22 protein-coding genes are annotated in these 24,917 nt (G+C 56.7%); 5 read left to right on the top strand and 17 right to left on the bottom strand.

The features are described 5' to 3' along the window. Nucleotides 1-329: 329 nt before the first annotated feature. Complete coding sequence (locus tag FS690_RS14925) at nucleotides 330-1,634, top strand: MFS family transporter (RefSeq protein ID WP_108570368.1); 1,305 nt, start codon at nucleotides 330-332, stop codon at nucleotides 1,632-1,634. Here FS690_RS14925 and FS690_RS14920 read toward each other — a convergent pair whose 3' ends face one another. The 5 genes from FS690_RS14920 to trxC all read right to left on the bottom strand — a co-directional run bounded on the left by FS690_RS14920 (nucleotide 1,635) and on the right by trxC (nucleotide 7,380). Then, nucleotides 1,635-1,955, bottom strand: a complete 321-nt coding sequence (locus FS690_RS14920) for a YfiM family lipoprotein (RefSeq protein WP_108570367.1) — start codon at nucleotides 1,953-1,955, stop codon at nucleotides 1,635-1,637. 4 nt (nucleotides 1,956-1,959) lie between these two features. Further along, nucleotides 1,960-3,315 (bottom strand): CDP-diacylglycerol--serine O-phosphatidyltransferase, encoded by a 1,356-nt coding sequence (gene pssA / locus FS690_RS14915; protein WP_145339848.1) that lies wholly within the window; start codon nucleotides 3,313-3,315, stop codon nucleotides 1,960-1,962. A 75-nt stretch (nucleotides 3,316-3,390) separates the two neighbouring features. Continuing rightward, nucleotides 3,391-6,093, bottom strand: a complete 2,703-nt coding sequence (locus FS690_RS14910; RefSeq protein WP_039379780.1) for a bifunctional acetate--CoA ligase family protein/GNAT family N-acetyltransferase — start codon at nucleotides 6,091-6,093, stop codon at nucleotides 3,391-3,393. Nucleotides 6,094-6,179: 86 nt separating this feature from the next. Then, nucleotides 6,180-6,884, bottom strand: a complete 705-nt coding sequence (locus tag FS690_RS14905) for a tRNA-uridine aminocarboxypropyltransferase (protein WP_104085322.1) — start codon at nucleotides 6,882-6,884, stop codon at nucleotides 6,180-6,182. Between the two features lie 76 nt (nucleotides 6,885-6,960). After that, entirely contained in the window at nucleotides 6,961-7,380 is a 420-nt protein-coding gene (trxC, locus tag FS690_RS14900) for a thioredoxin TrxC (RefSeq protein WP_039385620.1), read from the bottom strand. 156 nt (nucleotides 7,381-7,536) lie between these two features. Between trxC and FS690_RS14895 the strand changes: the two genes are divergently transcribed. Beyond that, complete coding sequence (locus FS690_RS14895) at nucleotides 7,537-8,730, top strand: tRNA/rRNA methyltransferase (protein WP_145339846.1); 1,194 nt, start codon at nucleotides 7,537-7,539, stop codon at nucleotides 8,728-8,730. A gap of 39 nt (nucleotides 8,731-8,769) precedes the next feature. On the opposite strand, the gene emrB is transcribed toward FS690_RS14895, so the two are convergent. The 12 genes from emrB to FS690_RS14835 all read right to left on the bottom strand — a co-directional run bounded on the left by emrB (nucleotide 8,770) and on the right by FS690_RS14835 (nucleotide 21,907). After that, a complete protein-coding gene (gene emrB / locus FS690_RS14890) occupies nucleotides 8,770-10,305 on the bottom strand; it encodes a multidrug efflux MFS transporter permease subunit EmrB (RefSeq protein ID WP_039379775.1) in 1,536 nt (511 codons plus the stop codon). A gap of 16 nt (nucleotides 10,306-10,321) precedes the next feature. Continuing rightward, nucleotides 10,322-11,494 carry a multidrug efflux MFS transporter periplasmic adaptor subunit EmrA gene (gene emrA, locus FS690_RS14885; RefSeq protein ID WP_094111738.1) on the bottom strand — a complete coding sequence of 391 codons (1,173 nt, stop codon included), beginning with the start codon at nucleotides 11,492-11,494 and terminating at the stop codon, nucleotides 10,322-10,324. Nucleotides 11,495-11,642: 148 nt separating this feature from the next. Further along, a complete protein-coding gene (gene mprA, locus FS690_RS14880) occupies nucleotides 11,643-12,173 on the bottom strand; it encodes a transcriptional repressor MprA (RefSeq protein WP_039379772.1) in 531 nt (176 codons plus the stop codon). Between the two features lie 174 nt (nucleotides 12,174-12,347). Continuing rightward, on the bottom strand, nucleotides 12,348-13,526 hold the full coding sequence (locus FS690_RS14875; RefSeq protein ID WP_094111737.1) for an MFS transporter: 1,179 nt from the start codon (nucleotides 13,524-13,526) through the stop codon (nucleotides 12,348-12,350). A gap of 176 nt (nucleotides 13,527-13,702) precedes the next feature. Beyond that, nucleotides 13,703-14,698, bottom strand: coding sequence for a glycine betaine/L-proline ABC transporter substrate-binding protein ProX (proX, locus tag FS690_RS14870; protein WP_094111736.1), 996 nt, complete (start codon nucleotides 14,696-14,698; stop codon nucleotides 13,703-13,705). A gap of 63 nt (nucleotides 14,699-14,761) precedes the next feature. Further along, complete coding sequence (proW, locus tag FS690_RS14865; RefSeq protein ID WP_108570364.1) at nucleotides 14,762-15,928, bottom strand: glycine betaine/L-proline ABC transporter permease ProW; 1,167 nt, start codon at nucleotides 15,926-15,928, stop codon at nucleotides 14,762-14,764. Next, entirely contained in the window at nucleotides 15,925-17,121 is a 1,197-nt protein-coding gene (gene proV, locus FS690_RS14860; protein ID WP_094111735.1) for a glycine betaine/L-proline ABC transporter ATP-binding protein ProV, read from the bottom strand. The genes proW and proV overlap by 4 nt, the downstream gene beginning before the upstream one ends. Before the next feature lie 473 nt (nucleotides 17,122-17,594). Then, nucleotides 17,595-18,554, bottom strand: coding sequence for a class 1b ribonucleoside-diphosphate reductase subunit beta (gene nrdF / locus FS690_RS14855; protein WP_370512310.1), 960 nt, complete (start codon nucleotides 18,552-18,554; stop codon nucleotides 17,595-17,597). A 7-nt stretch (nucleotides 18,555-18,561) separates the two neighbouring features. After that, entirely contained in the window at nucleotides 18,562-20,700 is a 2,139-nt protein-coding gene (gene nrdE / locus FS690_RS14850; protein ID WP_145339844.1) for a class 1b ribonucleoside-diphosphate reductase subunit alpha, read from the bottom strand. After that, entirely contained in the window at nucleotides 20,679-21,083 is a 405-nt protein-coding gene (gene nrdI, locus FS690_RS14845; RefSeq protein WP_039379768.1) for a class Ib ribonucleoside-diphosphate reductase assembly flavoprotein NrdI, read from the bottom strand. The genes nrdE and nrdI overlap by 22 nt, the downstream gene beginning before the upstream one ends. A gap of 4 nt (nucleotides 21,084-21,087) precedes the next feature. Then, nucleotides 21,088-21,330, bottom strand: a complete 243-nt coding sequence (nrdH, locus tag FS690_RS14840) for a glutaredoxin-like protein NrdH (RefSeq protein WP_094111733.1) — start codon at nucleotides 21,328-21,330, stop codon at nucleotides 21,088-21,090. 262 nt (nucleotides 21,331-21,592) lie between these two features. Beyond that, entirely contained in the window at nucleotides 21,593-21,907 is a 315-nt protein-coding gene (locus tag FS690_RS14835) for a DUF883 family protein (RefSeq protein ID WP_145339843.1), read from the bottom strand. A 148-nt stretch (nucleotides 21,908-22,055) separates the two neighbouring features. Between FS690_RS14835 and FS690_RS14830 the strand changes: the two genes are divergently transcribed. The 3 genes from FS690_RS14830 to mmuM all read left to right on the top strand — a co-directional run bounded on the left by FS690_RS14830 (nucleotide 22,056) and on the right by mmuM (nucleotide 24,861). Further along, nucleotides 22,056-22,394: a DUF2002 family protein gene (locus FS690_RS14830; protein ID WP_039379762.1), complete on the top strand. Its 339-nt coding sequence runs from the start codon at nucleotides 22,056-22,058 to the stop codon at nucleotides 22,392-22,394. Nucleotides 22,395-22,526: 132 nt separating this feature from the next. Then, entirely contained in the window at nucleotides 22,527-23,939 is a 1,413-nt protein-coding gene (gene mmuP / locus FS690_RS14825; protein ID WP_039379760.1) for an S-methylmethionine permease, read from the top strand. Continuing rightward, nucleotides 23,929-24,861 (top strand): homocysteine S-methyltransferase, encoded by a 933-nt coding sequence (gene mmuM, locus FS690_RS14820; protein WP_104085319.1) that lies wholly within the window; start codon nucleotides 23,929-23,931, stop codon nucleotides 24,859-24,861. Before mmuP ends, mmuM begins: the two co-directional genes overlap by 11 nt. Nucleotides 24,862-24,917 lie beyond the last annotated feature (56 nt).

Below are 24,917 nucleotides of genomic sequence, written 5' to 3'. Positions count from 1 at the left end.
AAACGCCGTAGCGCCGATGGTAGTGTGGGGCCTCCCCATGCGAGAGTAGGGAACTGCCAGGCATCCATCAAGTAAAAAAGCCCTGAACAGACGTTCAGGGCTTTTTTACGTCTGCAGAAAACGCAGAAATGAGTAAAATTTAAGCTTTTTTCAGCCAGCTGGCGATAAAGTCAGCGATGCGGTCAGGCTGGTTGATATCCAGCAGCGGCACCTGTCCTCATTCTTTATTATCGCGTCTCATTCCGGAGCAGCGACAATTCCCTTACCGGGCAAACTAATGTTTTACTACCCGCTTCGCGTTCTTTCTTCGCAAGGAAATGAGGTAAAGCATGACCCATCTGGAACATCAAAACAGCCGACCGCCCGTATCAGCAGCCGAAACGCGGCAAAGGATCAGGGCAATTGTCGGTGCGTCATCCGGTAACCTGGTTGAGTGGTTTGACTTTTACGTTTACTCTTTTTTCTCCCTCTATTTTGCTCATGTCTTTTTTCCGGCAGGCGATACCACCACGCAGCTACTGCAAACAGCAGGGGTATTCGCTGCAGGTTTCCTGATGCGACCGATTGGCGGCTGGCTGTTTGGCTACATTGCCGATAAACATGGACGTAAAACCTCCATGCTGATCTCGGTCTGCATGATGTGCCTGGGCTCTCTGGTAATAGCGTGCCTGCCGGGCTATGGCGAAATTGGCATAGCAGCGCCGATCATTCTCCTGCTGGCACGTATGTTTCAGGGACTGTCAGTGGGTGGCGAGTATGGCACCAGTGCAACCTATATGAGTGAAGTCGCGCTGGAAGGGCGAAAAGGCTTTTATGCTTCTTTTCAGTATGTGACGCTGATTGGCGGTCAGCTAATGGCAGTATTAACCGTAGTCGTACTGCAACAGTTGCTGGATGATGAAGCGCTGCGCAGCTGGGGCTGGCGTATTCCGTTTTTCATCGGTGCCGGACTGGCCATCGTCGCACTCTGGCTGCGACGCTCTCTCAATGAAACCTCTGAGAAATCGCATCGTACGCATCGCGATGCGGGCAGCGTGATCGGGCTGTTGCGCAATCACTCACGCGCATTCTTTATGGTGCTGGGTTTTACCGCCGGCGGCTCGCTGAGCTTCTACACCTTTACCACCTATATGCAGAAGTATCTGGTCAATAGTGCCGGAATGGACGCGCGCAGTGCCAGCGGTCTGATGACGGGGGCGTTACTGGTCTTTATGGTGATCCAGCCTGTTGTCGGTGCGCTATCAGATAAAATCGGACGGCGTGCTTCCATGATGATATTTGGCGCGGGCGCCGCAACCTGTACCGTACCTGTTCTGCTGCTGCTGCAGCATACTGAGAGTCACTGGGTCGCATTCCTGCTGGTTATGCTGGCGCTGATTATCACCAGCTTCTATACCGCCATCAGCGGAATCCTTAAGGCTGAGATGTTTCCGCCAGAGGTGCGTGCGCTGGGCGTAGGACTCTCTTATGCGGTGGCCAACGCGATTTTTGGCGGCTCGGCTGAATATGTCGCTTTGCTGATGAAAAGAGAAGGTATCGAAACCAGCTTCTTCTGGTATGTCTCAGCCATGGGCGCGCTCTCTTTCCTGGTCTCACTTATGCTGCATCGCAAGGGAAAAGGAATTGCGCTGTAGTCAGTGACGGATATTCCAGAGCATGATGCCGCTGGCAGCGCCGGCGGCATCCCATGCCAGATCTTTCCAGCTCCAGCCGCTTCCTGCCGCACGGCTGTCATAGAGCTCTTTTGCCGCGCCAAAACTGAGTGAAAACATCAGGCCAAAACCCATATTTTGGGCGGTATCCTGCTGCTGGTGATGGGCAATTTCGCTGCCGGCGGCAGCAAGCAGCGCGGAGGCGACATAGTGCTGCGCTTTATCTTTACCGGTCCAGCTATCCTGCGCCTGATGCGCACATCCGCTACACAGCAACGCTATACAGAGGATGCACGCCCGCACGATTTTACAGCAACCTGCTGATCAGCCGGTCGATGCGGATACGTCGCAGACGACGGATAAGCTTGCGCACTTTGGCAGGGTAGTCAGAGATACTTTCCAGCTCGCGAAAGTGAGTCACCACCGTAGTATGTTCGCGGATTAGCGTCAGCTCTTTCTCGCGCTGTTCCGCCAGCTGATTAAGCGGATCGTGAATCAACACGGCATTTTCCAGATCCAGACGCCACGCGCGCGGATTAAGGTTGTTGCCGGTGATCATCATCCACTCATCATCAACCCATATGCCTTTCAGGTGATAGCTGTTTTCACCATCTTTCCACAGGCGTACCGTCAGCTGACCGTTATCAACATAGTACTGCAGGCGGCTGAGGAAGCGGCGCAGGTTGATCTCATAAAGGTAGGGCAGGGCGCCGATCACTTTGAAGGGCTCAGACGGCGGAATATAGAAATCGTTCGCCGTTTTATCACCGACAATAATCTCGACATCCTTGCCCTGACGCAGCAGATGGATCAGGTTACGCACCAGAATGGCAGGCAGATTAAAGTAAGGTGTGCAGAGCGTCAGCTTCTGCTCGGCGCAGGGCATCAGATGGAAAATAGTTTTATTAAGTAAGCTGCGCTTGCCCAGACCCACCAGCGGCGTCACCGCCAGCGTATCGTTACCGGCATCGCCGGTAAAATGATAATGAAAACTGCGCAGCTCGCTGCGAAACTGACGCGTCTCGTTTTTGATTTCCGGGCTGGAAGGACGCTCAGCCTGATCGAGGCGGTTGACCGCATCAGACTGTTTCAGGTTTTCATCGATCCACTCATACATCGCATTCGTTAACTGTGGATTATGAATCAGCTGATAGCGATCGTAGCGGTACCGTTCATGCTGATGCAGATAGACATCATTCAGGCTGGCTCCGCTGTAAAGCAGCGTATCGTCGATGATAAAACCTTTGAGATGCAGGACGCCCAGCGCTTCCCGCGTATTAACCGGAATACCATAAACCGGAATAGCAATATCCGGATGCCGGGTAGCCATCTCGCAGTACCAGTCAGCATTGGTCAGGCCACGCGCCGCACCGATACGTCCACGCTGCGCACGATGCCAGTCTACCAGAATGGCGATATCCAGTTCCGGACGAGCCTGACGCGCCGCATACAGCGCTTCCATAACACTGCGGCCGCCATCATCATTTTCCAGATAGAGCGCAGCAATACAGATGCGTTTTTCTGCCGCTGCAATTTTTGCCAGCAGCGTTTCGCGAAACTCAGCGGGCGAAAAAAGCGTGGTCACATCCGACACAGATTGTGACAGTTTAGGCAGCTGTGCGAGGTGTTGTTGGTGTTTATTGCGTTTAAATTTAGACAACATCACAGTGCACTTCTTCTCTGTTCATTTGTATGGCCTTTTGCCATCAAATCATGATCCTAACGTCAAATAATAACATTAACTCACCTGTTGAGGAGGATTTTTACCGTTCTCTACAGGCGGCGTTACGACGTCAATCAACGGTAAATTAAGCGTGACAATGCCATCATCAAGCTGAATATTCACGCGAAAGTTAAGTTTGCGCGCCAGCGTAATCATGCCGCTATTGTGCGGCATGGTTATACCGTTCAATTGTTGCAGACCGTGATCGCGGGTATAGCGAATCATCTTCTCCAGCAGCCGTCGCCCCATACCCAGCCCTTTGAGATCGGAACGAACCAGCACTGAAAACTCCGCATCGACATTATCAGCGTCAGATATCGCGCGGGTAACGCCGATAATCTCCTCTTCAGCGCCTTCCCGCTGGCGTACCGCCACAATCGCCATTTCGCGGTCGTAATCTATCTGCGTCATATTGGCTAAATCATCGTGGGTGAATTCGCTGATTTCACTGAAATAGCGGTAGTAGAGATCCTCTTTAGTCACCTGCGCAATAAAAGCGCGCAGCTGCGGCTCATCCTCAGGCAGGATTGGGCGAAACAGGCAGTGCTGGCCATCTTTCAACTCAACCTGCTCCTCCAGATGCTGTGGGTAAGGGCGGATAACCAGCCGCGCCTCGCTGTCGCCGCTAAAAGGGGCCAGCTGCAGCGTGACGTCAATAAGGGTAAAGGTTTCTGCCGATGCCAGCAGCGGATGAATATCAAGCCGCTGGATCTCCGGACAATCCACCACCAGGTTTGATACCTGCACCAGCAGCTGGCTCAGCCCGGCGATATCGAGCGGATGCAGCGCGCTGCGGCTGCGGATCTTGCCGCTTTTTATCGCCTGAATCACCAGATAGCGCGCCAGCGTCATATTCAGCGGCGGCAGCGCTACGGCGGCCTGCTTATCAGGCTGCCATTCAGCCCCCCCTTCGCCGAGCAGGATAATCGGGCCAAACAGCGGATCCTGGTCTACCACTACGCGCAGCTCCTGAGCGCCAGCCCGGCTGGCCATACTCTGTACCAGCAGGCCATCGACGCGCGCCTGTGGATGCGTGCTGCGCACGCGCTCAAAAATAGCCTGTGCGGCCTGTTTCACCTCGGCAGCGCTGCGCAGATAGAGCATCACACCCTGTACCTCAGATTTATGGGCGATATCGGGCGAGCGCAGTTTGAGGGCGACCGGATAGCCCGTCTGCTCAGCAATAGTGACCGCTTCCTGACTGTCGCTTGCGATCCAGCCGGGCAGCGTTGTCAGACCATAAGCCTGCATAACAGGCTGCACCTCATGGGTATCCAGCGTGGTCACACCGCGGTCAAGTGCCTGCTGCAGCAGCTGATGCGCTTTAGCGCTGTTTTGCTGCAGCCCCGGTGGCAGCGCCGGCGTTTCCCGCAGCTGCTTCTGGTTACGGCGATACTCGACCTGATGCATAAACGCGGTCACGGTGCCTTCCGGGGTGCGCCAGGTCGGAATGCCGGCCTGGGTAAAGGCGCGCCGCGCCGCCTGGGATGAGGATTCACCGCACCAGTTAGTCAGCAGCGTGATCTGCCTGCCGCGCGGATGACGCGCGAGTGCAGCAATAATCTGCTCCGCCGTCTCGGTCGCTGGCGCAACCGCGCTGGGGGAGTGAATAATCATCAGGGCGTCAAAATCATGACTGTCGAGCAGCAGTTCAATGCAGGCAACGTAGCGGGCAGGTGTGGCGTCATCTTTTAAATCCAGCGGGTTTCCCCGGCCAGCGCCCTCCGGCAGTAGTGAGGCTACTCTCTGTCGCATCGCCTCATCCAGCGAAGCCAGCTTACCGCTGCGCGCATAGAGCGCATCCAGCGCCAGAGCAGCCGGCGCAGCGCCGTTGCTGACGATCATCAGTCGCTCGCCGCGCAGCGGACGCATGTGGCTGAGTGATTCAACCGCAGAGAAAAGTTCATGCGTATCCTGCACGCGCAGCAGGCCGGCGCGTTGTATTGCGGCATCCCAGGCGGCATCCAGGCCGCTCAGGGTGCCAATCATCGCCTGCGCCTCCCGGCTGCGTCCGCTTTTGATGACCAGAATAGGCTTATTGCGTGAGGCGCTGCGCGAGGCGGAGACAAAACGCCGGGCATCGCTCAGGTGTTCCAGGTAGAGCAGGATAGCGCTGGTTTTCGGGTCGCGTGCCAGAAAATCGAGCACGTCATCGACATCGATATCGAGGCTGTCGCCCAGCGCGATAAACCAGGAGAAGCCGAGATTCCGCTGCTGCGCCCAGTCGAGGATGGTATTTGAGACCGCGGCAGACTGTGAAACAAAAGCAATACGCCCTTTAGCGATGGGCACCGGCGAGAAGCTGGCATTCAGCCCCTGCCACGGGGCCAGCAGTCCAAGACTGTTAGGGCCGAGCAGGCGAATCTGCCACTGGCTGGCGCAGGTTTTCAGCGTCTCAAGCTGGCTGGCGGGTGAGGAGAGAATAATGCAGGCTCTGCAGCCTTTTTCGCCCAGCTGCTGCAGCAGCTCTGGATTGCGCTTTGCATGGGTGCAGATAATGGCCAGATCGGGAGCAAAAGGCAGACTGGCGATATCGGGCCATGCCAGCACGCCCTGTACCGCCTTATATTTTGGCGTAACCGGCAGCACCGGGCCGCTAAAGCCGCCCGCCAGCAGGTTGCGCATCAGGAAATAGCCGGCACGCCCCGGCGTTACCGAGGCGCCAATTACCGCAATCGATTTAGGTCTTAACAGCGCTTCCAGTCCACGTTGACTCATCATCCACTCCTGCTGTCGGGATTGGCATGATTGTAAACGCTTTTACAGCGAAAACCGATTTGCTGCTGTCAGGCTGCGAGCCAGCTTCAGTTTTCGCTGCTGTTTATCGCCTGCTGTGTATGAACCGGATGGTGTGGTTTGCCCGCAAGGTAGGCGTGACGGAACTGTTCAAAGTGCTGCTGCAGGGCGCTGGCGGCCGCGCTGTCGCCCGCCTGAGCAAGCAGGGCCGCAGCGACCTCTGCCGTGCAGTGCTGCCCTTTGCCGTGCGCCTCCCGCAGGGTGTAGCGCGATGGGGTGCTCACGCTCAGTGACATCACCGGAAAATGGTCCAGCCACGGGCTTTTACGAAACATTTTGCGCGCCTCAGACCAGGTGCCATCCAGCATAATAAACAGTGGCGGTTTACCGCTGACCGGCGGCGCAGTCAGCACCTCACGTCCGGGATCGGCATAAGAGGCGGGGAACACCACCACCGGCTGATAGTCGCTGCTCTGCACTGCTGCCAGCAGCGCCGGGTCAGGCTCTGTTCGCGACCAGCCGAAGGCGAGGGTATCCGGCAGCACATCGGCAATCAGGCGTCCGGTATTGCTGGGCTTCATGGGTTCAGTATCGAACATCACCAGGCAGAAGCGGCTGCGCGACTGCTGCGGCTGCAGCGTGGCACACAGGCAGTGCCTGTGCGGCAACAGACAGCGCTGACAGCGCACAACGCGATTACCGCGCGCGAGAAAGGGCCGCGTAGCGCGGGCCAGACGTTGCGCCCGTAAGCGCAGAACAGCATTTTCAGACATAGACAGGCAGGGCAGGAAAAACGTCAGTGTAATAGAAGGGGGAAAGCAAGGCCAGCAATCTGCTGGCCTTCAGTGACTACAGGGTTTCGTCGAGCCACTCATTAAACGGCGTTTTCGGCATCGCGCCATTCAGCATATCGACCATTTCGCCCCGTTTAAAAATCATGATGGTCGGGATCGTGCGGATACGAAAACGCGTGCTGAGCGCCTGCTCAGCTTCCGTATTGACTTTAATAAAACGCACTTTGCCGCTGCGTTCGGCCGCAACTTCTTTAAATACGGGCGCAAAGTTCACGCAGGGGCCGCACCACGGCGCCCAGAAGTCGATCACGACCGGCAGGTCATCCTGCAGATATTTATCCAGCGTAGCGGCCGTGGCATTAACCACCTCGCCGTTGAAAAGCGCTTCGCCGCAGCGACCGCACTTTGCACCGTCGGCCAGACGCGCTTCGGGAACGCGGTTAACTGCCTGACAGCCGGCGCATACAGTATTCATTGTCATCTCAAACCGGTCCTGTAAATCTGATGATAGAGTCGTATTATGAAAAGGCTGGATGCTATGCTCAATCTGGATTACCCAATAGGTTCAATAGTTGATAGCTAAGCGCTGGCACATCAGGTAATCTTCGCGCTCTCAATGCTGGAGGAACAGATGAACGACGAATTTAAAGGCAAAAGCGGCAAGGTAAAAGTGATGTATGTACGTGAAGAGGAGGGCGGCAGTAAGCCAAATCCGCGTACCGGCAAAGGCGGCCGTTCTGCTGCGCGCCAGGAAGATAATCGTCGCTCTGCTCCCCGCAGCAATCGCAACAATGACGAAAGCGATCGCGCGCGCGCGCCACGCAGCGGTGACGATTCCGGTCGCTCACGCAGCCGTGACGACGCTGGCCGCTCACGCGCGCCGCGCAGCAGCGATGATGCCGGACGCGGCCGCCGCACGGATCGTAATGACCGTAGCGAGCGCAGCAGCCGCCCTGAGCGTAACGACCGCGACGATCGCGGCTTCAGTGATTCGCCGTGGCGCACCGTATCCCGCCCGCCAGTTGCCGCTGCTGGCAGCCCGGCGGATGACGCCGCTGACGCGAAGCCGGTAATCGATTCCGAGCAGATCCGCCGTCAGCGTCAGGAAGAGACGCGCGTCTATGGCGAAAACGCCTGTCAGGCGCTGTTCCTGAGCCGTCCGGAGAGCATCGTGCGCGCCTGGTTTGTCCAGAGCGTTACGCCGCGCTTCCGCGAAACACTGCGCTGGCTGGCCGCAAACCGCAAAGCGTATCACGTGGTTGAGGAGGCTGAGCTGGCGAAAGCGTCCGGTACTGAACATCACGGCGGCGTCTGCTTTATTATCAAAAAGCGCAGCGGCATGGCGGTATCAGAGTGGCTGAAAAAGGCAGAGCACAAAGATTGCGTGCTGGCGCTGGAAGATGTGAGCAACCCACATAACCTGGGCGGCATTATGCGCAGCTGCGCGCATTTTGGCGTGAAGGGGCTGCTGGTGAACGACGCGTCGCAGCTGGAGTCGGGCGCCGCCGTGCGTACTGCTGAAGGCGGCGCTGAGCACGTACAGGCGATCAACGGCGAAGATTTCGCTGCAAGCCTTGATGCGTTCCGCAAGGCGGGCTACACCATCGTGACCACGTCGAGCCACGAGGGCACGCCGCTGGCGCGCGCCGAACTGCCGGCGAAAATGGTACTGGTGCTGGGTCAGGAGCGGGAAGGGCTTTCAGACAGCACCTTCCGGCAGGGCGAACTCAACCTGTCGATTGGCGGAACCGGCAACGTCGAGAGCCTGAACGTCTCGGTAGCAACCGGTATTCTGCTGGCCGAATGGTGGCGTCAGAACGCATAAAAAAAACGGGCCATAGCGGCCCGTTTTGCATGGTGGCGGCTAGTGTGCGCCACCCCCTCCGCCGCCTGCACCAAATGGCGGACGGGCAAACCATACCAGCACCAGCAGAATCACAAACACCCCCGCAGACGCCCAGAAAATCTCATTGGCTGAAATAATCAGGCCCTGATTAGTGATCTCCCGCGCAATCCACGCAGACGCCTGCTGGTGGCTCATGCCCATGCCTTCCAGCTGCGCATACATCTCCTGCGAATTCTGGTTGTAAGGATTGACGGATTCGCTCAGATAGCTGTGATGCATCGACTCGCGGTTGGTCCACAGGGTCGTGGTAATAGAGGTTCCGATCGATCCTGCCAGCGTACGCACAAAGTTAGAGAGGCTGGAGGCTGCGGCGAGGCGCTCCGGCGGCAGTCCCGACAGCGTAATGGTGGTCAGCGGCATAAAGAAACAGGCCACGGCAAAGCCCTGAATAAACTGCGGCCAGGCGGATGCGCCGAAGTCCATGCCGGGTTCAAAGGTGTAGGCGCGCCAGTAGAAACAGACGGCGTACATAATAAAGCTAAAGGTCACCAGCCGGCGCATATCGAGCTTGTGGGCGAACCGGCCAATAATGGGTGAGAGGATCACCGGAATAATCCCGACCGGGGCAGATGCGAGTCCGGCCCAGGTAGCGGTATAGCCGTAGACCTCCTGCAGCAGCTGCGGCAACAGCACAATGGAGCCGAAGTAGAGCATGTAGGCCAGGCTTATCGACAGACAGCCAATGGTGAAGTTGCGCATTTTAAACAGCGACAGGTCAACGATCGGATGATCGTCCGTCAGCTCCCACACCAGCAGCACCGCCAGCGCCACCACGGCGACCACCGCCAGCACGATAATCTCTGTCGAGCTGAACCAGTCGAGCTCCTTACCACGATCCAGCATCACCTGCAGCGCGCCGATGCCCACCACCAGCAGCACCAGACCGACAATATCGATCGGGCGGATCTCGGTTTTGGTTTCACGACCGCGCAGCGTCTGCAGCGTCAGCATCACCACTACGATGCCAATCGGCACGTTGATAAAGAAGATCCAGCCCCAGTGATAGTTATCGCTGATCCAGCCGCCCAGGATCGGGCCGCAGATTGGCGCAACGATCACCGTCATCGCCCACAGCGACAGGGCAATACTGCGTTTAGCCGGAGGGTAGTTACTCAGCAGCAGGCTTTGCGACAGCGGGATCAGCGGACCGGCCACAATCCCCTGCAGAATACGGAAAAAGATCAGCATCTCCAGGCTTTCTGACATGCCACACGCCCAGGAGGCGAGCGCAAACAGAATGGTCGCCCAGGTAAAGAGCTTCACTTCACCGATGCGCTTCGCCAGCCAGCCGGTAATCGGAATCGAGATGGCGTTAGCCACCCCGAACGAGGTGATAACCCAGGTGCCCTGTGAATTCGACGCGCCCAGATTACCGGCAATGGTCGGGATCGCCACGTTGGCGATAGTTGAGTCGAGCACCTGCATAAATGTCGCCAGCGACAGGGCGATAGTCATCAGAACAAGTGGCGCGCCCTCAAGCGGTTTTTGTGCCATAACAGTCTCCGGCGGATCAGCCCGCGTTGGCACGAACGATAGCGGTAATCATCTGGTTGACCGGCGCAAGATCAATCGCCAGCGCGTTGCTCTCATAGGCGGCCTGCGGACGAACGGCGCCTGCCAGCACTGCACCCTCTTTGTTCTGCGTATCAACCTTCACCAGAGTCGAGAGTCCGATGCGCAGCGGATGCGCCGCCACTTCATCCGGGTTCAGTTCAATACGCACCGGCAGGCGCTGTACGACTTTGATCCAGTTGCCGGTAGCGTTTTGCGCGGGCAGCAGCGAGAAGGCGCTGCCGGTCCCCATATCGAGTCCCGCGACCTTGCCGTGATAGACCACATCATCGCCATAGATATCGCTGACCACGGTTGCAGACTGGCCGATGCGGACGCCGGCAAGCTGCGTCTCTTTAAAGTTGGCATCTACCCACAGATTGGTGGCGGGCACCACGGCCAGCAGCGGGGTGGTGGTGGAGATTTGCGAGCCTACCTGCACGCTGCGGCGTGAAACATAGCCATCAATCGGGCTGCGTATATCGGTACGCTGCAGATTAAGCCAGGCGTCGCGCAGGGCAGCGGCGCTCTGCTGCACCGCAGGCTGATTTTCCAGACTGGTATTCAGGATCATCGCCTGGTTAGCGTTATATTGCTGCACAGCGACGTCAAGCTGCGCTTTCGCGGTCGCCACGGCGTCACGCGCGTGCTGCAGCTCTTCACGGCCAATCAGATTTGAGGCGCCCAGCGGTTCGCGGCGCTTCAGGTCGGCTTCAGCCTGTTCCAGTGCCGTCTGCTGCAGCTTGATCGTGGCCTGATACTGCCTGCCGTTGATCATCAGCTGGTGCGTCTGGCGGACGCTGGTGGCCAGGGCGGTCTGCGCTTTTTCAAAGGCCTGCTGCGCATCGGTTTTATCCAGTGAGACCAGCACGTCGCCTTTTTTGACGCGATCGGTATCATCAAACCATACTTTGTTAACGCTGCCGGAAACCTGCGCCATCACCTGGACCTGATTGCCTGCTACATAGGCATCATCAGTCTCCTGAAAATGACGCAGTACCAGATACCAGTAAGTCAGATAGCCAATACCGGCCACAATAAACACGACAGCCAGCAGGATCAGCGCAATTTTACGCTTCTTCTTCTTGTTTGCAGGCTGTTGCGGGCTTTGAGCTTCCGCTGTCGCACTCATGTCGTTCTCCACGTTTGCCATAAGTCGGGGTGTGCTGATCCATCAACACGGTAACCCGAATCGAAAAAGCCAGCGCAAAAGGCGCTGGCCAGATAAAGGAAAATTAAAATAGCGATTTCGGCAGGGGGTTGTGTCGCACTTCTTGCTATTAGCGAGAGAGTGAGGCGATAACCTGATCTTCGTCCATTTTGTCCAGACGGTTAAGCAGCTTGCGCGTGATGGCTTCCAGCTGCTCCTGCTCGGTGGCGCTCAGTGACGACCAGAGATACTGCAGGCTCTGGTGCTGGGGCGGCAGCAGCTGACGCAGAAACTCGTTGCCTTTTTCCGTCAGATGCAGATGCAGGCAGCGGCGATCGTTGTCGCTTTCACGGCGTTCGATCCAGCCGCGCTTTTCCAGTTCATCCGCAATGCGCGTGGCGTTGGTGCGTGAAGAGCCCAGTGCCGCACTCAGTTCTGATGGCTGAATGCTCTGGTTTTCCTGCGCATCCAGCGTGATCAGCGCCATAAATAAGGTTTCGTTAATTCCCTGTGCCTTGAGCATCTTGTTGCGATTATCCAGCAGCTTGCCCTGCATATGCATACACAGGCGGGTCAGGATAATTTCCTGCAGCGGAAAATCTTTATGACGATTTGCCCGGACGTTCAGCATCTGCTCAATGGGAGTAAACGAACTTTCCATCTAAAAAAACCTCTTAATTGCAACGTAGAATTATCACATTCAGCGCGCTAACCGCTTCGCTGTGGAATAATTTCGAGAGTAAAAATAACTACAGTGAATAAGTACACTGCTAACGATATCAAACTCACCTGTTAATGGACAGCGCCGCTTACCGATTTACGCTGTTTTTCTTGCTCAGGCAGGCTCTGCGCTGGCGTTACGCCACCAGATTATCAGATTAAGTAGCGTCGCCAGGGCACCCGCCGCACAGACGCCATACCAGCCAAACAGATGAAAGGCGTTGGCCGAGATCACCGAGCCGAGCGCCCCACCGGTAAAATAGCTGGTCATATAGCCGGACGTCAGGCGATTACGCGCTTCGGGCATAGTGCGATAGATAACGCTTTGGTTGGTGATATGTACGCCCTGAACCGCCAGATCCAGCAGCACAATGCCGGCAATCAGCGCCAGCAGGCTGCTGCTGCCGAGTGCGGTAACGCCCCAGGAGATCAGCATGATCACCAGTCCGGCGCTGGTGGTGAGTTTTGCTTTGCCCCGGTCTGCCAGTCCGCCCGCCTGACGCGCCGCCAGCGCGCCTGCTGCCCCTGCCAGACCCAGCAGGCCGATCTCGCCCTCGCTGAAATTCCACGGCGGTGCAGCGAGTAAAAAGGCCATTGAAGTCCAGAGCATGCTGAAGTTTGCAAAACTCAGGCAGCCGGTCAGCGCCCGGGTACGTAACACCCGATCGGCGCTGAAAAGTGAGAAAATTGAGCGCAGCAGCTGCAGATAGTTAAGCGGCACGCGCTGCTGGTAGCGCGGCAGATAGCGCCATAGCGCCAGCGCCATCAGGATCATCAGCACGCTGGCGCACCAGTAAACGCTGCGCCATCCGGCAACCTGAGCCAGCGCGCCGGCAACGGTACGCGCCAGTAAAATGCCCAGCAGCAGGCCACTCATGACCGTGCCTACCACTTTGCCACGCTTTTCCGGAGCAGCCAGCGTGGCCGCCAGCGGCACCAGAAGCTGTGCCACCACTGAGAAGAGACCGGTTACCACCGTACCCAGCAGCATCAGCGTCAGCGAAGAGGAGAGGGCGGTCAGCATCATGCCGCCCGCCGCCAGCAGGCTCATTGAAACAATCAGAGCACGCCGTTCCAGCATATCGCCCAGCGGCACCAGCAGCAGCAATCCACAGGCGTAGCCAAGCTGCGCGGTGGTCACGATAAAGCCCGCTACGCTGACAGAGAGACCAAACTGATGCGCAATCGTATCGAGCAGCGGCTGCACGTAATAGTTACTGGCCACCGCCAGCCCTGTCGCGACTGACATCAGCGCCACTAATGGGGCACTGAGGCGTGCCGGAGATGAGCTCATGAGCGGATACACAGTGAAATAATCATATGGGGATAATAGTAACCGAAAAAATTATTTCATAGTTGTGATAATTAACAGGACGTACCAGTGCGTTATAGCGCACGCTGCGCTTATCGGCGACGGAAACAGTGCGGGCGACCCGAAGGCCGCCCGCTGACTACATAAAACGATGGCGTTTATTTCGCGGCGGCCAGAGCGTCATTGATCCACTTATCAAACTCCGCCTGATGGCCTTTAATCCAGCCATCCACATGATGGTTGATATCCGCTTCAGATGCCTGACCCGCATGCATGGCGGCATTCTCCGCGTTGATATCCTTAATCGGCAGCTTCATCTCCGCAAACAGCTTCGCGGCGGCCGGGTTTTTCTCTGCCCAGGCTCTGTTCGCCACGATATGCATGGTGTTCACCGGAAAGCCGTAATTCGCACCATTTGCCAGTTTGGTATCCACTTTGCTCTGTTCGCCAGGCAGGGAGGAGAACGGCACCTGCAGCCAGACTACGTCACGGCCCGGTTTCAGCACATCGCTCAACCAGTAAGGTGTCCAGGTGTAGTAGAGAATCGGTTTACCCTGTTTGAAGCGCGCCAGCGTATCGGCCACCATTGCCGAATAGTTACCCATATTGGCTGTAACGGTATCGGCCAGGCCAAACGCGCTGTTCTGGTGATTAATCACCGCTTCGCAGCCCCAGCCCGGCGTACAGCCGGTCATGTCCGCTTTACCATCCCCGTTACTGTCGAACAGTTTGGCAATTTTTGGATCTTTCAGCTGTTCAATATTGGTGATGTGATATTTTTCAGCGGTTTTTTTGTCAATTAAATAGCCCTGGGCAGCACCGCCAACGTAGGTGCCTTCGCGGTAAAACTTGCTGTCACCCCCAGCGGCTTTATACATATCGTCGTGCAGCGGCTGCCAGTTAGTAGCCACAAAGGTAGCGTCACCGGCAGCGATTGTGGTGTAAGCCACGTTGTAATCGACTTCGCCCGGTTTCTCCACGCTATAGCCGAGTTTCTCCAGCGCGCGGCTGACAATCAGCGTCTGGAAGGTTTCTTCAGCAATGGTGCTTTGCAGCGGTTTAACGGTAATGCCTTTACCCGGCAGGTCGGCGGCGGACACGTGCGTCGCGGCGAACGTCGTCAGGACGGCAGCGAACAGAGCTGTCTTGCGCATAGTCATTCCTTATTTTACGTGTGACGTCGGAGACGGGCGACCACGATGGACCGCCCAAAAAAATCAGGCTTTTTTACTGAACGGACGCAGTAGCAGGCCAACCGGACCGGTGCTGTACCAGTGACGACTACCCCGGCTGCGGCTATCGCGGCCAACCGACTGCGTGAGGCGATCGAGGATAATGGCGAGGATCACAATGCCGACGCCGCCAACGGTGGCCAGCCCCATATCGAGGCGGCCAATGCCGCGCAGCACCATCTGGCCCAGTCCGCCGACCGCGATCATGGAGGCGATAACCACCATTGATAGCGCCAGCATCAGCGTTTGGTTAACCCCGGCCATGATAGTTGGCATCGCCAGCGGCAGCTGGACCTTAAACAACATCTGACGCGGGCTGGCGCCGAAGGATTCGCTGGCTTCAATCAGGTCAGCAGGCACCTGTTTAATACCGAGAATTGTGAGGCGCACAATCGGCGGCAGTGCAAAGATGATGGTTACCACCACGCCTGGTACGTTGCCGATACCAAACAGCATCACAATCGGCACCAGATAAACAAAGGCGGGCGTGGTCTGCATCGCATCCAGCAGCGGACGGACGATACGCGCGGCACGCTCGCTGCGCGCCAGCCAGATACCCAGCGGCAGCCCAATGACAATACAGAACAGCAGGGCGGTGAGCACCAGCGCCAGCGTTACCATGGCCTGCGACCATGCGCCAATCGCGCCAATTACAATTAGTGAAACCAGCGTGGCAATGCCCATCGCCGGCGTCGCAATCTGCCAGGCAATCAGCGCGAACAGCACAATCGCCACCGGTGCCGGCATGCCCAGCAGCAGCTGCTGGAAGGCGCTCAGGATGTAATCCACCGGAACGCGGATACCCTGAAACAGCGGGCGGAAGTGGTTCACGACCCAGTCGATGCCCTCGGTCACCCAGCTGTCGAGCGGAATCCAGGTTTTATGGAACGGGTCCATGATAGTGAAATGTTCCGGCGCTGGTGCAGGTGCACTGTTGAGCCAGTCGCTGCCGCTGGCCGTGCCAGTGGCAGCGTCATGACCGCCGCTGGTGGCTGCGGGATCCCCCCACGCATCTGCGCCACCGGTGCTGCTCTCTGCAGGCGTGGCTGAAGCGGCACCTGACCAGGGATCGGCGGCGCTGGCATCAGGCGTGGTTGTTTGCGCTGCGCTCTGGCTGGCGCTATCCCATGGGTTGGCGGTGTGTTTACTCATGGCTGGGCTCCTTCACGGTCTAACGCACGCAATAACATGCTTTTGGAGATGATACCGACGTACTGATTATCTTCACCGACTACCGGTACGGCGCACGGCGCCTGCGCCACATGGGAAAGCAAATCATTCAGTGAGGTATCAGCAGGCACCGCCTGCGGGGCTTCCAGCAGCGCACTATCCAGCCCGGCACCGGCGGCCAGTGCCGCTTTCAGCGAATCACTGGAGACCACGCCAACAAACTTCTGTTTTTCCAGCACATAGCCAAACTCGCGGTCTTCATCCTGCAGCAGCTTAATGGCGGAGCGCGGACCGAAGCCGGGCGCTTTACGGATCAGCGCTCCGGCACTGCGGCGCGCAATATCTTTAGCGCTAAAGACATGACTAATATCCACACCGCGGAAAAAGGTGCGGACATAATCATTCGCGGGATTATTGAGGATCTCATCAGGCGTACCAACCTGAACTACTTCGCCGCCCTGCATAATGGCAATGCGATCGCCAATACGCATGGCTTCGTCAAGATCGTGAGAAATAAAGACAATGGTGCGCTGATGTTTTGCCTGCAGCTTTACCAGCTCATCCTGCATTTCGGTACGAATTAAGGGATCCAGAGCGGAGAACGCTTCATCCATCAGTAAAATATCGGGATTAATTGCCAGCGCGCGCGCTAATCCCACGCGCTGACGCATACCGCCGGAAAGTTCATCCGGATAAGCATTGGCATAATTTTCCAGCCCTACCTGACGCAATGCCTCAAGCGCTTTTTCCTGACGTTCATGAAGCGGCGTGCCAGCTAATTCCATTCCAAAGGCGGTATTATTCAGTACCGTCATATGTGGCATAAGCGCGAAGGATTGAAACACCATACTGATCTTATTTCTGCGTACTTCACGCAGTTCGCTATCTGATATTTTAGCAATATCGACACCATCGATAATCACCTGGCCCTGCGTGGGCTCTATCAGACGATTGAGAAGGCGAACCATGGTGGACTTTCCAGATCCTGACAGCCCCATGATGACGAAGATCTCGCCTTCTTCAATGGCCAGACTGGCATTTTGTACGCCTACTGAGAGACCGGTTTTCGCCAGAATTGTCTCTTTGCTTGCGCCTTGCGCAATGAGCTTAAATGCCTTTTCCGGATGATCGCCAAATACTTTATATAAATTTTTAACTTCGAGTTTAATTGCCATGCAATAATTACATTCCTGGTTAAATGTCTGACTATTTCTTGTTGTACCCTGATTAAATTTAAGCGCCCTATAACCTAACATAGTGAGAGTGTCTGACAACCCTTGCACAGAATATTTCCGGCAAATGCATCCTGACTATTGCCGCTAATTCCAGAGCCTACGAGGGATGAGCGCGGATCAATTTTTTCTGAATTTTTTGTGAAATTTGGCAGGTTTTAGTCAAATCGCTGCGTGAAATGCGGATAAATCGCGCTTTAACGGCACTGATATTAATTAAATAGCGGACGCTGAGTGTCGGAAATATTCCGGTGCGTTGATAGATAAGTAAGGCAGGATGAAACAGGAGATTGCGTTTGTCATAAGGACGTTCCGCAGGGCGCGTGAGGCCATTACGCGGAGTGGCGATCCGCAGAGCCGCCACTGCGTTGCATCAGGAGCGCCAGAGAGGACTACCCACCTGGCGCCAGAGCCGATTAGAAATCCCAGTCCTCATCTTCCGTTTCCACGGCTTTGCCCATGACATAGGAGGAGCCGGAGCCGGAGAAGAAGTCGTGGTTTTCATCTGCGTTCGGCGACAATGCCGCCAGTATTGCCGGGTTGACTGCTGCTATCTCCGCCGGAAACAGCGCTTCATAGCCCAGATTCATCAGCGCTTTATTAGCGTTGTAGTGCAGAAAGGCTTTTACCTCTTCCGCCCAGCCCGATTCCCCATACAGCGCATCGGTATAAGCCAGTTCGTTTTCATACATCTCCAGCAGCAGATCGATAGCGAACTGCTGCAGCGCTTCACGCCGCGCGGCATCGGCGTGCTGCAGCGCCTGCTGATATTTATAGCCAATATAGTAACCATGAACCGCCTCATCGCGGATGATCAGGCGGATCAGATCGGCGGTGTTAGTCAGCTTGCCCCGGCTGGACCAGTACATCGGCAACCAGAAGCCGGAATAAAACAGAAACGACTCCAGGAAAACGCTGGCGATCTTTTTCTTCAGCGGATCGTCCGCCTGATAGTGCGCCAGAATGATCTGCGCCTTTTTCTGCAGCGCGGCGTTCTCTTCGCTCCAGCGGTAGGCAGCGTCAACGTCTGCCGTGTTGCATAGCGTGGAGAAAACCGAGCTGTAGGAGCGGGCGTGTACCGCCTCCATAAAGCTGATATTTGACAGCACCGCTTCTTCGTGCGGCGTGGCGGCGTCCGGCATCAGGCCCGGTGCGCCCACGACATTCTGAATCGTATCGAGCAGCGTCAGGCCGGTAAATACGCGGATAGTCAGCTGCTGCTGCGCCGGTGCCAGCGCCTGCCACGCAGGCAGATCGTTGGAAAGCGGCACTTTTTCCGGCAGCCAGAAATTACTGGTGAGACGGTTCCAGACCTCAAGATCTTTATCATCCTGCAGGCGATTCCAGTTAATCGCCTGAATAGCATTAAGTTTCATCATAACTTTACAGGGCGCAGGAGACGCAGCCCTCAACCTCCGTGCCTTGTAGCGCCATCTGACGCAGGCGAATGTAATAGAGCGTTTTAATGCCCTTTTTCCAGGCGTAAATCTGCGCTTTGTTGATATCGCGCGTGGTAACGTCGTCGCGGAAAAACAGCGTCAGCGACAATCCCTGATCGACATGCCGGGTTGCTTCCGCATAGGTATCGATAATCGCCTCAGGGCCAATCTGGTAGGCATCCTGATAAAATGCCTGGTTTTCATTGGTCATAAACGGCGCCGGATAATAGACGCGTCCGGTTTTACCCTCTTTACGGATCTCAATGCGTGACACAATCGGATGAATACTTGAGGTGGCGTGGTTGATGTAGGAGATAGAACCGGTTGGCGGGATCGCCTGCAGGTTCTGGTTAAACAGCCCGTGCTGCATCACCGCCGACCGCAGCGCCTGCCAGTCAGCCTGCGTCGGCAGGACAAGACCGGCATCGTCAAATAGCTGCGCAATGCGCGCGGTGCGCGGCTGCCAGCTGCACGTAATATATTTATTGAAGTACTCTCCGCTGGCGTAGTGAGACTGCTCAAACCCGTCAAAGCTGCGCTGACGCTCCCGGGCCAGCTGGTTTGAGGTACGCAGTGCGTGAAACGTGACGCAGTAAAAGTAGAGGTTGGTGAAATCAAGCGCCTCTTCTGAACCGTAGGCGATACCTTCCCGCGCCAGATAGCCGTGCAGATTCATCTGCCCGAGGCCAATAGCGTGTGAACGGCGATTGCCTTCGGCGACGGACGGCACCGAAGCGATCTCACTCATCTCTGACACGGCGGTGAGCGCCCGCACGGCCACCGCCACGGTGCGGGGGAGGTCACGGGAATCCATCGCGTGTGCGATATTCAGCGAGCCGAGATTACAGGAGATATCTTTGCCCGTGCGCCGGTAGCTGAGATCCTCATTCAGTTCGCTGGCGCTGTTGACCTGCAAAATCTCTGAACAGAGGTTGCTCATATTAATGCGCCCGGCAATCGGATTACTGCGGTTAACGCTATCCTCATACATGATATAGGGGTAGCCCGACTCAAACTGGATCTCTGCCAGCGTCTGGAAAAAGTCGCGCGGGTTGATATAGGTTTTGCGGATGCGTTCGTCCGCCAGCATCGCGTCATAGTGCTCGCTGATGCTGATATCGCCGAACGCTTTGCCATAGATGCGCTCAACGTCATACGGCGAAAACAGCGCCATATCCCGGTTCTCTTTTGCCAGCTGAAAAGTGATATCCGGGATCGTTACGCCCAGCGAGAGCGTTTTAATGCGGATTTTTTCATCCGCGTTTTCACGTTTGGTATCGAGGAAGCGCAGAATATCGGGATGATGGGCGTTCAGCCAGACCGCACCGGCCCCCTGACGCGCGCCCAGCTGATTAGCGTAAGAGAACGCATCCTCCAGCATCTTCATGACCGGGATCACGCCGGATGACTGGTTTTCGATACGCTTGATCGGCGCTCCCGCTTCGCGCAGGTTAGAAAGCAGAAACGCCACGCCGCCGCCGCGTTTAGAGAGCTGCAGGGCAGAGTTCACCGCGCGGCCAATCGACTCCATATTATCTTCAATACGCAGCAGGAAGCAGGAGACCAGCTCACCGCGCTGCTGCTTGCCGCAGTTCAGAAACGTAGGTGTGGCGGGCTGGAAACGGCCGCTCAGGATCTCTGTCAGCAGCGCTCGCGCCTGCTGCTCATCGCCACGCGCCAGCGTCAGCGCCACCATGCAGGCGCGCTGGGTGAAGGTCTCCAGGTAATGTTTGCCATCAAAGGTTTTCAGCGTATAGCTGGTGTAAAACTTCCAGGCACCGAGGAAGGTGTGAAAGCGGTGATCCTGCGCATCCGCTTCATCATGCAGGGCGCAGAGAAAGCGAAAGTCATACTGATTCAGGACGCTGGCTTCGTAGTAGCCTTCCTCAACCAGATAGCGCAGCCGCTCAGCAGCGGAGCTGAAGGTCAGCGTATTGGGCTGAACGTGCTGCAGGAAAAACTGCCGCGCCGCTTCGCGATCTTTTTCAAACTGAATATGACCCGCTGTGTCATACAGATTCAGCATCGCGTTCAGCGCGTGGTAATCGAGCTGCGTGCTGTTCAGGGTGTCTGCTGTTGCCAAAATTGGGTTACTCCTGCTTTAACCTGCGCAATGTCTTCCGGCGTGCCCATCATTTCAAAGCGATAAAGGCAGGGCACCTGACATTTACGCGCAATGATGTCGCCTGCCAGGCAGAAACCGCTGCCGAAATTGCGGTTGCCGGCGGCAATGACGCCGCGGATGCCGCGACGATTTGCGCTGTCGTTAAGAAACTGAATCACCTGGCGCGGGACGGCACCCTGCACACCGCCGCCGCCATAGCTCGGCACCACCAGAATATAGGGGTGGTCAACCTGCAGCCGCTGGTTAGCCTCTGCAGGAATGCGGTGCGCCGGCAGCGCCAGGCGGGTAATAAACCTGTGGGTGTTTTCTGACCGGCTGGAAAAATAGACCAGCGGATACATGGCGCTATTCACTTACCGCAGCGGAGTGCCGCAGCGCAGCAATTTTATCCGGACGGAAACCGCTCCAGCTGTCATCCGGCGTCATAACAACCGGCACCTGGCGATATCCCAGCGCTTTAATTTCTTCGAGCGCTTCCGGCGCGGTATCAAGGTTGATGAGCTGATACGTCATGCCGCAGCGGTCCAGGGCATTTTTAGTGGTATCACACTGGACACAGTTACTCTTAGTGTAAATAATAATGCTCATGATTCGCATTTCCTTTTAGTGACAGGAAGATAGCTGCTGTTGCCAGGCGCAACCGGCCATAAATCAATATGTAGCGTCTTTTGTATAATTAGATACTAGATGTGGTATTTATGGCGGTCAACCCGATAACTGAAGGGGTATTGCTCTGACGGTACAACAACCCAGGCAGGCTGCGCTTTTTGCAATGGAAAAAATTTTTCTGGTCGCTGAAAGGCAAAAAAAAGCCCTGCATCAGCAGGGCTTTTTCAGAATCATGTGCCGGTTAGCGGCGGGCCACCAGCAGTGCACCCAGAACCAGGCCTACGGCGGCACCCAGTCCTACGCCATGCCACGGCTTATCGCGTACGTAGGCGTCAACCTGATAGCCTGCATCGCGCGCCGCCTGGGAAACTGAACTATTGCCGTTCATTTTCGCGCGGGTCTGCTTCAGCAATTTTTGCGCCTTGTCGCGCGCGCTGTCGACTTCATCTTTGGCGTCGCTGCCATAAGACTTAAGCAACGCTTCCAGCGAATCAGCCAGATCGTTTACATCCTGATTGATATCAATGTCATCGTTTTTAGTGGTTCGATTAAACATTTTTCGCTCCCTTTGATTTAAAACGTAATACTAAGTGTAGACGATACGTGATTAAACGCAGCGCTATGCCAGGCTTTAGGGAAAATCCGAATGTCTGTACCCCAGGTCTGTTGTAAGGTTGCGGGGCTGTGAGAAGAGAGGAGCAAGCATGTATTTACGTCCGGATGAGGTTGCGCGCGTACTGGAAAAAGCAGGATTCGAAATGGATGTTCTGACGCCAAAAACCTATGGTTACCGTCGTGGTGAAAACTACGTCTATGTTAACCGTGAGGCGCGTCTGGGACGCACGGCGCTGGTGATCCATCCTACGCTGAAAGAGAAAAGCCAGCACTTTGCTGAGCCCGCCTCAGAGATGAAAACCTGCGATCACTACACGCAATTCCCTCTCTACCTGATGGGTGATTCACAGGAGCATTACGGTATTCCCCACGGTTTCAGTTCCCGTGTTGCGCTGGAGCGCTATCTGCAGGGCGTGTTTGGCGCCTGATTTTTTGCCCCGTTAACGCGGGGCTCTCCTGGCCTGCACCATCCCCGGTTTCTGCCACGTTGCAAAACGCAGCGCGGATGCGTATAACTCTGTATCCATATAGAAGTTTAGACGTCCATATGGATTATCAGTATGCAAAGCGCGAATACCCCTCCGCAGGAAAGTTTCAAACGCACGATGAAAGTGCGGCACCTGGTGATGCTGTCGCTGGGTGGCGTCATCGGCACCGGCCTGTTTTTCAATACCGGCTATATCATCTCAACCACCGGTGCAGCGGGCACGCTGCTGGCCTATCTGATTGGCGCGCTGGTGGTCTGGCTGGTCATGGCCTGCCTGGGCGAGCTGGCGGTAGCGATGCCGGAAACCGGCGCGTTTCACGTCTATGCCGCACGTTATCTGAGCCCGGCCACGGGCTATACCGTCGCCTGGCTCTACTGGCTCACCTGGACCGTGGCGCTGGGGTCGAGCCTGACCGCGGCCGGTTTCTGTATGCAGTACTGGTTCCCGACGGTGCCGGTCTGGCTCTGGTGCCTGGTGTTCTGCCTGGCTATCTATCTGCTGAATATCATCTCGACGCGCTTTTTTGCCGAAGGTGAGTTCTGGTTCTCAGTCATTAAAGTGGTCACCATCATCGCCTTTATTGTGCTGGGCGGCGCCGCGATGTTTGGCTTTATCCCGCTGAAAGATGGCTCTGCCGCGCCTGGCCTGCATAACCTGACGGCGTCAGGCTGGCTACCGCACGGCACGCTGCCGATTCTGATGACCATGGTGGCGGTAAACTTTGCGTTTTCCGGTACTGAACTGATTGGGATTGCAGCAGGGGAGACCGAGGATCCGCAGAAAGCGCTGCCGCTGGCTATCCGTACTACCGTCGCGCGCCTGATTATCTTTTTTGTCGGCACGGTGTTTGTGCTGGCGGCACTTATCCCGATGGACCAGGCGGGCATCGTCAAAAGCCCGTTTGTTCTGGTGTTTGAAAAAATCGGTATTCCCTGGTCGGCTGACATCTTCAATTTTGTGATTCTCACGGCGATCCTCTCCGCCGCTAACTCCGGCCTCTATGCCTCCGGACGCATGCTCTGGTCGCTGGCGAATGAAAATACGCTGCCGCGCTGTTTTGCGCGCGTGAACCGGCGCGGTATTCCGGTGCTGGCGATCACCATCAGCATGCTGGGGGGCCTGCTGGCGCTCTTCTCCAGCGTGATCGCGCCGGATACGGTATTTGTGGCGCTGTCGGCGATCTCCGGTTTTGCCGTGGTGGCCGTCTGGCTCAGCATCTGCGCCTCGCACTACGTTTTCCGCCGGCGCTACGTGCGTGCCGGCAAAGATATCAGACAGCTCGCCTGGCGCGCGCCATTCTATCCGGTGGTGCCGGTGCTAGGGTTTGTGCTCTGCCTGCTGGCGTGCGTGGGCCTGGCCTTCGATCCGTCGCAGCGCATTGCGCTCTGGTGCGGTATTCCGTTTGTACTGCTCTGTTATGCTGCTTACTATGTTACCCGGCGACGTAAACCCCTTAAGACGCAGGAGAGCAACCATGCCGCGTAACCCGATTGCTGAAGCACTCACCCAGACCCGTCCGCTGATCCTTGATGGCGCACTGGCCACCGAGCTGGAGGCGCGCGGCTGCGATCTGGCAGATTCCCTCTGGTCAGCAAAGGTGCTGATGGAGCAGCCGGAACTGATTTATGCCGTGCACCGCGACTACTTTGCTGCCGGCGCGCAGGTAGCGATCACCGCCAGCTATCAGGCAACGCCGCGCGGTTTTGCCGCGCGCGGTCTGGAGAGCGGCAAGGCGGGCGAGCTGATTCGCCTGAGCGTGACGCTGGCGCAGCGTGCACGCGATGATTATCGCGCCGCTTCCGGCACCACGGCGCCGCTGCTGGTCGCCGGTTCAGTGGGGCCGTGGGGCGCCTATCTGGCAAACGGGGCCGAATATCGCGGCGATTACGCGCTGCCGCCGGAAGAGATGAAAGATTTCCACCGGCCGCGCGTGGCGGCGCTGCTGGAAGCGGGTGTCGACCTGCTGGCGTGTGAAACGCTGCCGTCGTTTGGTGAAGCGCAGGCGCTGATCGCGCTGCTGGCTGAATTTCCGCACAGCAGCGCGTGGTTTTCGTTTACGCTGCGTGATGCAGAGCATATCAGCGACGGCACGCCGCTTGAGAGCGTGATGAAGGTGATTAACGCGGCACCGCAGGTGGTGGCGGTGGGGATCAACTGTATCGCGCTGGAGAGCGTCACGCCGGCGCTGCGGACGCTGCAGGCGCTGACGCAGAAGCCGCTGCTGGTCTACCCTAACTCGGGCGAGCAGTATGATGCAGAGAGTAAAAGCTGGCACTCGGCACCCTCTGGCTGCACGCTGCAGGAGAAGTTTAGCGAATGGCAGCAGGCGGGTGCGCAGCTGATTGGCGGCTGCTGCCGGACGTCGCCTGAGGATATCCGGGCAATTGCTGCCTGTTGTCAACGCTGAATAAGCACAAAAAAAGCACACTGATAGCGCGATTGTCGTCAGTGAAAAGCCAGAGA

Source organism: Pantoea sp. PSNIH1, from assembly GCF_007680655.1.
In the GTDB taxonomy this organism is placed as follows: domain Bacteria; phylum Pseudomonadota; class Gammaproteobacteria; order Enterobacterales; family Enterobacteriaceae; genus Pantoea; species Pantoea eucrina.
This window is presented reverse-complemented; position numbering and strand designations above follow the sequence as displayed.

What these genes read in the sequence shown, in the direction of transcription:
- FS690_RS14925 (WP_108570368.1), top strand. Translation starts at nt 330, where the DNA reads ATGACCCATCTGGAACATCAAAACAGCCGACCGCCCGTATCAGCAGCC.
- pssA (WP_145339848.1), bottom strand. Translation starts at nt 3,315, where the DNA reads ATGTTGTCTAAATTTAAACGCAATAAACACCAACAACACCTCGCACAG.
- FS690_RS14910 (WP_039379780.1), bottom strand. Translation starts at nt 6,093, where the DNA reads ATGAGTCAACGTGGACTGGAAGCGCTGTTAAGACCTAAATCGATTGCG.
- FS690_RS14905 (WP_104085322.1), bottom strand. Translation starts at nt 6,884, where the DNA reads ATGTCTGAAAATGCTGTTCTGCGCTTACGGGCGCAACGTCTGGCCCGC.
- trxC (WP_039385620.1), bottom strand. Translation starts at nt 7,380, where the DNA reads ATGAATACTGTATGCGCCGGCTGTCAGGCAGTTAACCGCGTTCCCGAA.
- FS690_RS14895 (WP_145339846.1), top strand. Translation starts at nt 7,537, where the DNA reads ATGAACGACGAATTTAAAGGCAAAAGCGGCAAGGTAAAAGTGATGTAT.
- emrB (WP_039379775.1), bottom strand. Translation starts at nt 10,305, where the DNA reads ATGGCACAAAAACCGCTTGAGGGCGCGCCACTTGTTCTGATGACTATC.
- emrA (WP_094111738.1), bottom strand. Translation starts at nt 11,494, where the DNA reads ATGAGTGCGACAGCGGAAGCTCAAAGCCCGCAACAGCCTGCAAACAAG.
- mprA (WP_039379772.1), bottom strand. Translation starts at nt 12,173, where the DNA reads ATGGAAAGTTCGTTTACTCCCATTGAGCAGATGCTGAACGTCCGGGCA.
- FS690_RS14875 (WP_094111737.1), bottom strand. Translation starts at nt 13,526, where the DNA reads ATGAGCTCATCTCCGGCACGCCTCAGTGCCCCATTAGTGGCGCTGATG.
- proX (WP_094111736.1), bottom strand. Translation starts at nt 14,698, where the DNA reads ATGCGCAAGACAGCTCTGTTCGCTGCCGTCCTGACGACGTTCGCCGCG.
- proW (WP_108570364.1), bottom strand. Translation starts at nt 15,928, where the DNA reads ATGAGTAAACACACCGCCAACCCATGGGATAGCGCCAGCCAGAGCGCA.
- proV (WP_094111735.1), bottom strand. Translation starts at nt 17,121, where the DNA reads ATGGCAATTAAACTCGAAGTTAAAAATTTATATAAAGTATTTGGCGAT.
- nrdF (WP_370512310.1), bottom strand. Translation starts at nt 18,554, where the DNA reads ATGAAACTTAATGCTATTCAGGCGATTAACTGGAATCGCCTGCAGGAT.
- nrdI (WP_039379768.1), bottom strand. Translation starts at nt 21,083, where the DNA reads ATGTATCCGCTGGTCTATTTTTCCAGCCGGTCAGAAAACACCCACAGG.
- nrdH (WP_094111733.1), bottom strand. Translation starts at nt 21,330, where the DNA reads ATGAGCATTATTATTTACACTAAGAGTAACTGTGTCCAGTGTGATACC.
- FS690_RS14835 (WP_145339843.1), bottom strand. Translation starts at nt 21,907, where the DNA reads ATGTTTAATCGAACCACTAAAAACGATGACATTGATATCAATCAGGAT.
- FS690_RS14830 (WP_039379762.1), top strand. Translation starts at nt 22,056, where the DNA reads ATGTATTTACGTCCGGATGAGGTTGCGCGCGTACTGGAAAAAGCAGGA.
- mmuP (WP_039379760.1), top strand. Translation starts at nt 22,527, where the DNA reads ATGCAAAGCGCGAATACCCCTCCGCAGGAAAGTTTCAAACGCACGATG.
- mmuM (WP_104085319.1), top strand. Translation starts at nt 23,929, where the DNA reads ATGCCGCGTAACCCGATTGCTGAAGCACTCACCCAGACCCGTCCGCTG.